The organism is Pseudoalteromonas agarivorans (genome assembly GCF_024518735.1).
Taxonomy (GTDB): domain Bacteria; phylum Pseudomonadota; class Gammaproteobacteria; order Enterobacterales; family Alteromonadaceae; genus Pseudoalteromonas; species Pseudoalteromonas atlantica.
Genome location: NZ_JANIGJ010000004.1, coordinates 91,637 through 102,240, shown reverse-complemented (window position 1 = coordinate 102,240; position 10,604 = coordinate 91,637). Strand labels below are relative to the sequence as shown.

The following is a 10,604-nucleotide window of genomic DNA, read 5'->3' as shown; positions in this document are numbered from 1 at the left end:
AGCCTCGGGAGGGCTTTAGTTTAGGTAAAACTATATATAGCAATAATAATGACAGGAAGCGCTAACAAAGCCATACCTAGCGGCATTTTTAAACTTTTAGTTTGCTTTGCTTGCAATGCTTTTATGGCATTCGTTTCGTTACAGGCGGCTACTTTATCAATATAAAAATAACCTGAGTCTAGATACTGCTTACAACTTTGCTGATTTGCTGGAATGGCTATTAGCTCTTGTTGTTTTTTTAGGATATAAAAATCCATACACCCACCACATTGCTTACTGGTAATAAGTACATATTTGAGAATAATTGTAACGATTTTATTATGCTCAAATAAAAAAAAGTGGGCGATTTTAAATATAAAATGCACTAAATATCAACCTAAAATTTCACTATTTTTAATTTATCGTATAAATAGTTAATATTAGTGAGATCACGGCAATATTTGCGCCAATTATTAGCCACTTTTTACTGTGTTTTTGTTCAGTAGATAGGCGTTTTAGTGCATCTTGCTTATTGCATGCCGACACCACATTAACATACGAATATTGGTTTGATTCGTAGCGCTCTAGTAAGTCTTTATCAGCAGGGATAGCTTCGAGCTGATGATCTTTTTTTACAATGTAAAATTTCATATCGGGCTCCTTTAGTTTAAATATGCTGCTTAATTTGTATTGAACCTGAGCGCATTAAAACCGTGTAAACACTGCTAACGCTATAAATTTAAGCTCAATTTAAACAACATATTTTTGCACCTTAATTTAATCCTAAGCTAATGGCATGAATTAGGCCTGAACCCTTATAAATACTGTGTTTGTACCTTAATTAATACACATCAACTAGCTGTAAAGTGTAAACCCCCTTTACAGTTTTAAAAGCGGCTTAATTTACTGATTCAAAAACCATGTTAAAACAACGTGAATATTACCGTGTTTAATGGGCGGTTGGTCGCTAATTAATTGAACAAAAATAGTAACTTTGTCAAAGTACGCTCACAAAATTCCACTAGGACTCATAATGAAAAAAACAGTTCTTACGCTAAGCGCGTTTGTGTTGCCTTTGGCAATGTCGAGCGCTGTGTTAGCGTCATCCGTTGAGCAAACTAAAGGCTCATTCGTTGATAAGTTTCGCCAGTTAGACGAAGCGCTTCCTACCCCAAATGTTTATCGTAGTGCCGCCGGTGAGCCTGGCGAAAAATACTGGCAGCAACGTGTTAATTACGACATAGATGTAAAGCTTGATGAAAAAAAGCGCCGCTTAACAGCAAGCCAAAGCATTGAGTATAAAAATAACTCGCCGCATACACTTAAATATTTGTGGTTACAGTTAGATCAAAATATTTTTAAAAGCGACTCAATTGCCGAAACCACAAAAACGTTTAAAAGCACGCTAAATAGTTTACCTGCGCAAAAGCCGGCTAAATTAAGTTTAGGTGAGCTACGTCGTCAACAATTTATGAGCGACAACGAGCTAGGCTATACAATTAGCAATGTAAAAGATGACAATGGCGATGAACTGCGCGTTACTGTTGTTGATACGCTAATGCGTATAGATTTAAACGAGCCGTTAAAACCAGGCAAAGAAGCTGAGTTTAGTATGAACTTTGCTTTTAACATTGTTGAAGAAGATGCCGTAGGTGCGCGTTCTGGTTACGAGCACTTTGAAGAAGATGGCAACGATATATTTTTACTTGCGCAGTGGTTTCCGCGTTTAGCAGCGTACACCGATTACGAAGCATGGACAAACAAGCCGTTTTTAGGCCGTGGTGAGTTTACGCTTGAGTTTGGTGATTATGATGTAGAAATTACTGTACCTGCTGATCATATTGTATCGGCAACAGGTAAGTTAGATAACGCAAGCAAAGTGCTTACTCGCACGCAGCGTAACCGCTTAGAAAAAGCTGAAACAGCAAAACGCCCTGTATTTATTGTTACTGAAGAAGAAGCGTTAGAAAACGAAAAACAAGGTACCGATAAAACAAAAACATGGCACTTTAAAGCAGAAAATGTGCGTGACTTTGCGTGGGCGTCGTCGCGTAAATTTATGTGGGATGCAAAGGGCTATCAGCAAGGTGGCGATGAACAACCTTTAGTGATGGCTATGTCGTTTTACCCTAAAGAGGGTGGCGATTTATGGAAAAAGTATTCAACTGAATCTGTAGTACATACGATGGAAGTGTACTCTCGCTATTCATTTGATTACCCATACCCTGTAGCGCAATCGGTGAATGGCCCTGTAGGTGGTATGGAATACCCAATGATCACTTTTAATGGCCCCCGTACAGAGCTGCAAGATGATGGCTCGCGTACTTATTCTCAAGCTGAAAAACGCTTTTTAATTGGCGTGGTTATTCATGAAGTTGGCCATATTTACTTCCCTATGATTGTAAACTCTGATGAGCGCCAATGGACCTGGATGGATGAAGGTTTAAATAGCTTTTTAGATGGTGTTGCAGGGCGTGAATGGGACCCAACTATACCGTGGGGTGTTGAGCCGCGCGATATTGTGAGCTACATGAAATCGCAAAACCAAGTACCTATTATGACGCAGTCAGACAGCGTACTACGTTTAGGCCCTAATGCTTATACTAAACCAGCCGCGGCACTTAATATATTACGTGAAGTTATTTTAGGCCGTGACTTATTCGATTTTGCTTTTAAAGAGTACGCACAGCGCTGGAAATACAAGCGCCCTACTCCAGCAGATTTTTTCCGTACCATGGAAGAAGCCTCGGGTGTTGATTTAGATTGGTTTTGGCGCGGCTGGTTTTACAGCACCGACCATGTAGATATCTCGTTAGATAAAGTGTATCAATTACGTTTAGATACTAAAAACCCTGATATTGACTTTAAACGCTTACGCGATATAGAAGCAGATAAACCAACATCACTATTTGTTAAGCGCAACCGTGAAGAAGGTAAGCAAACTTGGGTTGAAAAAAACCCAGATATTACCGACTTTTACGACGAAAACGACCGCTTTACTGTTACCAATAAAGAACGTAACGCGTACAACAAGTTTTTAAAAGGCTTAGAGCCGTGGGAACGTAAAACGCTAGATCGCGCGCTTGAAGAAGATAAAAACTACTATGTTATGGAGTTTTCAAATCTAGGTGGCTTGGTAATGCCTATTTTATTAGAGCTAACTTATGAAGATGGCACAACCGAAGAGCGTTACATTCCGGCTGAAATTTGGCGCCGTAATCACAAAAATGTACAAAAGCTTATTGTTACAGATAAAAATAAGCCATTGGTATCGGTAAGCGTTGACCCTCGCTGGGAAACAGCTGATGTAGATGTTGAGAACAACAACTACCCTCGTCGTATTATTCCTTCACGTATTGAAGTGTATAAAAAGAAAAAGAGTAAAGCGAAAGTAAGTCGAGATATTATGCAAGACATTAAAACTGAGCTTAAAAAAGACGAGAAAAAAGATGGTGAGGAGCAACAATAATGCGCTTTTTGCTTATTATTGTTTGCCTTTTAGTTGCTGCGCCAAGTATGGCGCATCAACTAAAGTCATCGGTTACTACGGTGCTTTTTAATAAACGCACTAACAATATTGAGCTTATGCATCGCTTTTATTTACATGATACTGAGCATGCTGTAGCGCATTTATTTAATGGAAAAGCCGATATCATTAGCAACAAGGCCGACCAACAACGTTTTGTAGAGTATGTTGAGTCGCATGTTGCGCTGCAAACCTTAAAGGGTAAGCCATTAACGCTTAGCCAAGTAGGTGCGCAAATTGATGGAAAGTTTTTTTGGGTGTATCAAGAAGCTCCTATCCCAAAAGGGATTGAAGGCATAAAAATGAGTAACGGCGCACTGCGTGACTTATGGCTTTCTCAAGTAAATATGGTAAACGTAGAAGGTAAAGGCAAGATTAAAACCCTTCACTTTACCCAAAACGATACTTGGCTCGAGGCTAAGTTCGAGCAATAAGTACTTCCCCAACCTACGCGCACTGCAGTTTATGTGCGCGTATTCTCCTGTTGTTTATGCTGTGTTCATTTTTGATCTGTTACTACTAGCTGTTCGTAGAATTTTAGTAATTAATTGGTGTTTATAAGGCTAAGTAATAGATAAGTGAATACTTTTCTAATAATTTGTTTGATAAACATTTGCTAAATTATTCTCATGAAGTAGAGTCATTATGTGTACACATGTTGTATTGATTTTTACCCCATTCAAGGAATGATATGAAAGCTCAAGTAGAGGCTATTCAAGGAGTTATATTTGATTTAGATGGCACGTTAGTATCGTCTGAGTTAGATTTCTCTCTTATAAAAGCACAAATAGGTTGCCCATGCGAGCAAGACCTACTTGATTATATTGCCCAGCTTCCATCGCCCTACATGCGTGAAGAAGCGATGAATATAGTGCATCAGCACGAGCTGCAAGACGCTCAGTTTGCTACTATATTGCCAGGCGTAACCGAAGCCGTTAACGCCCTAAAAGTTAAAAATATTCCTATGGCTATTGTTACCCGCAATTTTGATAAAGCGGCAGCCATAAAGCTACAAAATAACCCACTACCTATCGAAACGGTATTAACCCGTAGCGATGCCCCAGCCAAACCCGATCCCAGTGCCTTAAATGCTATTGCCACGCTTTGGAATATAAACGCCAGCAACTTGTTATACGTAGGGGATTTTTTATACGACATTCAAGCAGCGCATAATGCAAATATGCGCGCATGTTTGTACGCGCCAAATGCGGTGCCCATTTATGCCGACCAAGCTGATTACGTTTTACGTGAATTTACCGAGTTAGTTACTTTAGTCGAAAGTTACTCACAAAAAGTAGAGTTATGTTAAATAGCGCTTAACTTTTATTTTTGTGTAATTACTCCTGTATTATTTGCATAGGCTCGTCCTTATTTATTTATCAAATAGGTTGTTTTAAATTCAGTTTGTAAAGTTCAACAGACCCTAGCCCAATAGGGTTTGAATTGGTAAAATATGGCAAAATTAACGTATTGATTAGAGGCACAAGATGGGCAGAGCATTTGAAGTCCGTAAGAGCTCGATGGCTAAAACAGCCAACGCAAAAACTAAAGTTAACTCAAAGTACGGTAAAGAAATTTATGTTGCCGCTAAAAATGGCGAACCAGACCCCGATGTCAATCAATCACTGCGTCGTCTAATTGAAAAAGCAAAAAAAGACCAGGTTCCTGCTCACGTAATAGAAAAAGCAATTGAAAAAGCAGCCGGTGGGGCAGGGGAAGATTATTCTCCCGCACGTTACGAAGGCTATGGCCCGGGTAACTGCATGGTTATTGTTGATTGCTTAACCGACAACCCAAACCGTACAATTAAAGATGTACGTTTACCGTTTACCAAAACAGATTCAAAAATTGGTACTCCGGGCTGTGTTGCACATATGTTTGATCACCTTGCTGTACTTGGTTTTTCCGGTGACGATGACGAAGTGGTCCTTGAAGCACTAATGATGGCCGATGTTGATGTAACCGACGTTGAAGTTGAAAATGGTAAAGTGTCGGTATTTGCACCCCATACTGAGTACTATAAAGCGAAAACAGCACTTGAGGAAAACTTTGAAGGGATTAACTTTGAAGTAGATGAAATTACGTTTGTTCCGCAAGTGCATGTAGAGATTGAAGATGAAGAAGTTATTGCTAATTTTGACAAGTTCATCAACATGCTTGAAGACTGTGATGACGTTCAAAACGTGTATCACAATGCAATAATTAAAAATTAATTTAGCGCTAGGTTCAGTGAGCACTAAATAAATAACGGTACTAGGGCGTGTTGACCTTTGGCGCTTGAATTTGCAGCAGTATGTTTGGTTTTTAGGCAAGGCAGAGCCTATGAAGTGTGGTTATTCCCCATAAATAGGCGATAACGTAGCATAAATGCCAAACATACGCTGCCCTTTTGGGTTCTGCCTAGGGGCGATAAACTCTTTGTTGCCTACATGGATGTAGGTAAGGGGCGTGAGCAGGACGCGGAAGCTTTGCTCGGTTTTTACTTAGCCCACTAGGTTACAAACCTCGCGCCGCAACTTGATCGCCCCTAGGTTGAACAAATTTCAATCTGTAAAGATCAACACGCCTTAATAAACAAAAAGCGCGTTTTGTGTAGGCAAAACGCGCTTTTTTGCTGTTAAACTAATGTTAACTATTCAGCTAGGTTATGGTGTTTTGCTTTATATTTTAAGCGGTAACTGTGTAATAGGGGCTCGGTGTAGCCACTTGGCTGCTTAGCACCTTCTAATACAAGTGCTAAAGCGGCTTGATAAGCAATACTATTTTTAAGTGACTCGTCGCTTTGTGCCATTGGCTTATACGCACTGTCGTGCTCATTTTGGCCATCAACCACTTTAGCCATTTTAGCCATGATCGACTCTATTTGTTGTTGAGTACACACCCCATGCTGTAGCCAATTTGCCATATGTTGACTTGAAATACGCAAGGTTGCTCTGTCTTCCATTAAGCCTATGTGGTTAATATCAGGCACTTTTGAGCAGCCAATACCTTGGTCTATCCAGCGTACTACGTAGCCTAAAATGCCTTGTGCATTGTTCTCAAGCTCACTTTGAATATCTTCTTTACTGAGCGTTTGCGGCTGAGCCATTAAAGGCGGTGTAAGTAAATCAGTAAGGCTTGCCATACCTCGTTTGGCAATTTCTTTTTGCTCGGTAAATACATCTACATCGTGATAATGCATAGCGTGCAAAGTGGCTGCGGTAGGCGAGGGCACCCACGCGGTATTAGCGCCAGATTGCACATGAGCAAGCTTTTGCTCCATCATAAGTGCCATTTTATCTGGCATTGGCCACATACCTTTACCTATTTGTGCTTTACCGCTTAGGCCGCAGGCAAGGCCTGTATCAACGTTACGGTCTTCGTATGCTTTGATCCACGGCTGAGCTTTAATAGCGGCTTTTGGCAAAGCGACCCCTGCGTGCATAGAGGTATGAATTTCATCGCCCGTGCGGTCTAAAAAGCCAGTATTTATAAACACCGCGCGCGCTTTGGCTGCGTGTATACAGGCTTTTAAGTTTACAGAAGTACGGCGCTCTTCATCCATAATTCCCATTTTTAGGGTGTTTTTTGGCAAGCTAAGCGCTTCTTCTACCATGCTAAAAAGCGTATTTGTAAAAGCAACTTCTTCAGGGCCATGCATTTTGGGTTTTACAATATTGATGCTTTGCGCACTGGTATTTTTAATGCCTGTTTTTTTATTTAAATCGTGCAGGGCTGCGGTTGCGCTAAACATCGCATCCATAATGCCTTCAAATACGGGTTGGCCGTAAATGTCGGTAATAGCAGGGTTTGTCATTAAGTGGCCTACATTACGGACAAACATCATGCTGCGGCCTTTAAGCGTAAGGCTACTGCCATCAAGGGCTGTATATTGCCTATCGCTTTGTAAAGTACGCTCTATGGTTTTATCGCCTTTTTTAAACGATTCAACCAAGTTACCTTGCATTAAACCCAGCCAGTTTTTGTAAACTTGTACTTTATCCTCGGCATCTACTGCGGCAACAGAGTCTTCGCAATCCATAATGGTTGTTAGTGCAGCTTCAAGCAAAACATCTTTTAATCCTGCTTTGTCGGCTTGGCCAATAGGGTGGTGATGGTCTATTTGCAGCTCTACATGCAGGCCATTGTTTTTTAATAAAATAGCACTTGGGTTTTGCGCTTCGCCTTGGTAGCCAATAAGTTGCTCAGGGTTTTTTAATTGAGTATGCGAGCTGTCTCTTAGGGTGATAGACAAGGCGCCTTCAACAATTGAGTAGTTGGTGCTTTCTATGTGTGAGCCATTTTTAAGGGGCAGGGCCTTATCTAAAAACTGGCGCGCATACGCCATTACTTTAAAACCACGAACTGGATTATACGTAGTGCCTTTTTCAGCGCCGTCGTCTTCACTTAATACGTCGGTGCCGTACAGCGCATCGTATAACGAACCCCAGCGCGCGTTAGCCGCATTAAGCGCAAAACGTGCGTTGCTAACAGGCACAACAAGCTGAGGGCCTGCGCTGAGTGCTATTTCGGGCTCTACATTTTGCGTTTCAATGGCAAAGTCTGCAGGCTCTGGTACTAGGTAGCCAATGTCTGTTAAAAACGCTTGGTACTGCGCGCTATCCCACGTTTTATTTGTTTTATGGTAGTCATCTATTTGTTGTTGTAGCTGCTCGCGCTTAGCTAAAAGAGCGTTATTTTGCGGGGTAAGCGTTTGTACTATGTTTGCAAAGCTTTGCCAAAATTGCTGCTCAGATAAATGAGTGCCTGGGAGTAGCTGTGTTTTTACAAAGTTGGCCAGCTGTGTATCTACGCTTAGCCCTGAGTGTGTGAGAGTGTGTGCCATATTTACCTTCCTTAAACGGTCGCGGTGTTGTTGTGTGCGTTAAAACAACAATAACGCAAAAAAGGCTCAGTGCGTGCTTTTTAGCCATTCACAAAAAATATAGCGGCAATAACAACTATAAATTTACTAAATCTAAAAAATAAGCCTAATGTTGAATTAAGCGATACGGAGCACACACTCCTAGCCACTCTCACAATAATTTAAATAATTTATAGACCCGTTCGAAGGATTTTATTATGACAACATACACACGTGAAACCGATACTCTAGCAACACTTTGCCAATCTCAAGGTAGCGCATGGAAAGCCATTAACCCTGAATATGCAAGCCGCATGCGTTTACAAAACCGCTTTCGTACAGGGATTGAAATTGCACAATACACCGCAGATGTAATGCGTGAAGATATGGCCGCTTACGATAAAGACACCAGCCAATACACACAGTCTTTAGGTTGTTGGCATGGTTTTACTGCGCAACAAATGATGATGGCAATAAAGCGTCATCAAAAAACAACTAAGCGCAGTTATGTTTACTTAAGTGGTTGGATGGTTGCTGCACTTCGCTCTGCATTTGGCCCGTTACCGGATCAAAGCATGCACGAAAAAACCTCAGTGCCTGCGCTTATTGAAGAGATTTATACGTTTTTAAAACAAGCCGATGCCCGTGAACTAGACCACTTATTTAATGATCTAGACGAAGCGAAAGCCAATGGCGGCGATGTGCAAGCGGTGCTTGATAAAATTGATAATTTTGAGACACATGTAGTGCCTATTATTGCCGATATTGATGCTGGTTTTGGTAACGAAGAAGCAACCTACCTACTTGCTAAAAAGATGATTGAAGCAGGTGCGTGTGCCATTCAAATAGAAAACCAAGTGTCTGATGCTAAACAATGTGGCCACCAAGCAGGTAAAGTAACTGTACCGCACGAAGATTTTTTAGCAAAAATTAATGCTGTACGTTACGCATTTTTAGAACTCGGTATTGATAACGGTATTATTGTTGCGCGTACCGACTCATTAGGTGCAAGCCTTACGCAAAAAGTGCCTGTGTCTCAAACGCCAGGAGACTTAGCTAGCCAGTACAACGCGTTTTTAGAAACCACACCTATTAACGGTGTAGATGATTTAAACGAAGGTGATACGGCAATGAAAATTAATGGCCAATTATGTAAACCAACGCGTTTAGAAAACGGTTTATACCAGTTCCGCGAAGGCACTGAAAAAGACCGCGTAGTACTTGATTGTGTAACAAGCTTACAATCGGGCGCTGATTTATTGTGGATTGAAACCGAAAAACCACATGTTAAGCAAATTGCAGAGCTAGTAAACCGCGTTAAAGAGCAAGTACCTGATGCTAAGCTTGTTTATAACAATTCGCCGTCATTCAACTGGACGCTTAAGTTCCGTGAGCAAGTGTACCAAGAGTGGCAAGAAGCGGGTCGCGATTTGAGCGCTTACCCAAGCCTAGGTGATAATAAAGGCCTAATGGCGCCAGAAATGGACGATACAGAGCTTGCTGCCGAAGCGGATGTATTAGTGCAAAACTTCCAGCGCGATGGTGCACGTGAAGCGGGTATTTTCCATCACTTAATAACACTGCCTACATACCATACGGCTGCACTAAGCACCGATATTTTATCAGAAGGTTACTTTGGTGATATGGGCATGCTTGCATATGTACGTGATGTACAACGCCAAGAAATTCGCCGCGAACAAGCCTCAGTTAAGCACCAAGATTTAGCTGGGTCTAATATTGGTGATACGCACAAAGAGTACTTCTCTGGTGAAAACGCACTTAAAGCCGGTGGTGAAGATAACACCATGAACCAGTTTTAACTTTTCTAGATAGTGTTACTCAAGGGCCGTAAGGCCCTTTTTTTATTGTATTAATATAAATCAGACTCGGTTGAATTTAGTTTGGATCACAATTTAACTAGGTAGATATTAAGTGCAGTTATATGGCAGCTTTTTTACTGTAAAGCCGCTTTAAAGTGCAAAATCCGCCTTATAAAAGGCTATTTTTAGCTGTTGTACTAAGTATAAGTAAAATAATAAACCGAAATTTTACTAACCTGGTGCCTTTATAAAACAATTTTTTACTAACTGAGTGCTTATAAACAGTGGCTCAAACCGATTTTTTACCAACTCAAACGATTAAAATTACAATAAACCGAAATTTTACTAACTGAAAAACGCCTAAGTCCGATATGGAAAAACTCAAAACTGTAAAGGGGGTTTACAGTTTGGCATTAATTAACCTAAGCGTTGGTAA

At 40.9% G+C, this 10,604-nt stretch carries 8 protein-coding genes; 5 read left to right on the top strand and 3 right to left on the bottom strand.

All coding sequences use genetic code 11. The features are described from left to right. Nucleotides 1-20: 20 nt before the first annotated feature. Both NQT65_RS08955 and NQT65_RS08950 read right to left on the bottom strand, forming a co-directional pair. Nucleotides 21-257, bottom strand: a complete 237-nt coding sequence (locus tag NQT65_RS08955) for a hypothetical protein (RefSeq protein WP_004588266.1) — start codon at nucleotides 255-257, stop codon at nucleotides 21-23. A gap of 136 nt (nucleotides 258-393) precedes the next feature. Then, complete coding sequence (locus tag NQT65_RS08950; protein WP_004588265.1) at nucleotides 394-630, bottom strand: hypothetical protein; 237 nt, start codon at nucleotides 628-630, stop codon at nucleotides 394-396. Between the two features lie 382 nt (nucleotides 631-1,012). Here NQT65_RS08950 and NQT65_RS08945 point away from each other — a divergent pair, with 382 nt between their 5' ends. The 4 genes from NQT65_RS08945 (at nucleotide 1,013) to NQT65_RS08930 (ending at nucleotide 5,718) form a co-directional block, all read left to right on the top strand. After that, entirely contained in the window at nucleotides 1,013-3,448 is a 2,436-nt protein-coding gene (locus NQT65_RS08945; RefSeq protein WP_024032997.1) for a M1 family metallopeptidase, read from the top strand. Then, complete coding sequence (locus tag NQT65_RS08940; RefSeq protein WP_256850993.1) at nucleotides 3,448-3,939, top strand: DUF6702 family protein; 492 nt, start codon at nucleotides 3,448-3,450, stop codon at nucleotides 3,937-3,939. The genes NQT65_RS08945 and NQT65_RS08940 overlap by 1 nt, the downstream gene beginning before the upstream one ends. A gap of 257 nt (nucleotides 3,940-4,196) precedes the next feature. Further along, entirely contained in the window at nucleotides 4,197-4,814 is a 618-nt protein-coding gene (locus NQT65_RS08935) for an HAD family hydrolase (protein WP_004588262.1), read from the top strand. Between the two features lie 178 nt (nucleotides 4,815-4,992). Next, complete coding sequence (locus tag NQT65_RS08930) at nucleotides 4,993-5,718, top strand: YebC/PmpR family DNA-binding transcriptional regulator (RefSeq protein WP_138685455.1); 726 nt, start codon at nucleotides 4,993-4,995, stop codon at nucleotides 5,716-5,718. Nucleotides 5,719-6,137: 419 nt separating this feature from the next. Here NQT65_RS08930 and NQT65_RS08925 read toward each other — a convergent pair whose 3' ends face one another. Next, a complete protein-coding gene (locus NQT65_RS08925) occupies nucleotides 6,138-8,330 on the bottom strand; it encodes a malate synthase G (RefSeq protein ID WP_256850992.1) in 2,193 nt (730 codons plus the stop codon). 236 nt (nucleotides 8,331-8,566) lie between these two features. On the opposite strand from NQT65_RS08925, the gene NQT65_RS08920 reads away from it, so the two are divergent. Beyond that, nucleotides 8,567-10,168, top strand: a complete 1,602-nt coding sequence (locus NQT65_RS08920; protein WP_004587182.1) for an isocitrate lyase — start codon at nucleotides 8,567-8,569, stop codon at nucleotides 10,166-10,168. Nucleotides 10,169-10,604 lie beyond the last annotated feature (436 nt).

Bases quoted from the DNA above. Each gene is read 5' to 3' on its own strand.
- NQT65_RS08920 (WP_004587182.1), top strand. From the start codon at position 8,567: ATGACAACATACACACGTGAAACCGATACTCTAGCAACACTTTGCCAA.
- NQT65_RS08930 (WP_138685455.1), top strand. From the start codon at position 4,993: ATGGGCAGAGCATTTGAAGTCCGTAAGAGCTCGATGGCTAAAACAGCC.
- NQT65_RS08935 (WP_004588262.1), top strand. From the start codon at position 4,197: ATGAAAGCTCAAGTAGAGGCTATTCAAGGAGTTATATTTGATTTAGAT.
- NQT65_RS08925 (WP_256850992.1), bottom strand. From the start codon at position 8,330: ATGGCACACACTCTCACACACTCAGGGCTAAGCGTAGATACACAGCTG.
- NQT65_RS08950 (WP_004588265.1), bottom strand. From the start codon at position 630: ATGAAATTTTACATTGTAAAAAAAGATCATCAGCTCGAAGCTATCCCT.
- NQT65_RS08940 (WP_256850993.1), top strand. From the start codon at position 3,448: ATGCGCTTTTTGCTTATTATTGTTTGCCTTTTAGTTGCTGCGCCAAGT.
- NQT65_RS08945 (WP_024032997.1), top strand. From the start codon at position 1,013: ATGAAAAAAACAGTTCTTACGCTAAGCGCGTTTGTGTTGCCTTTGGCA.
- NQT65_RS08955 (WP_004588266.1), bottom strand. From the start codon at position 257: ATGGATTTTTATATCCTAAAAAAACAACAAGAGCTAATAGCCATTCCA.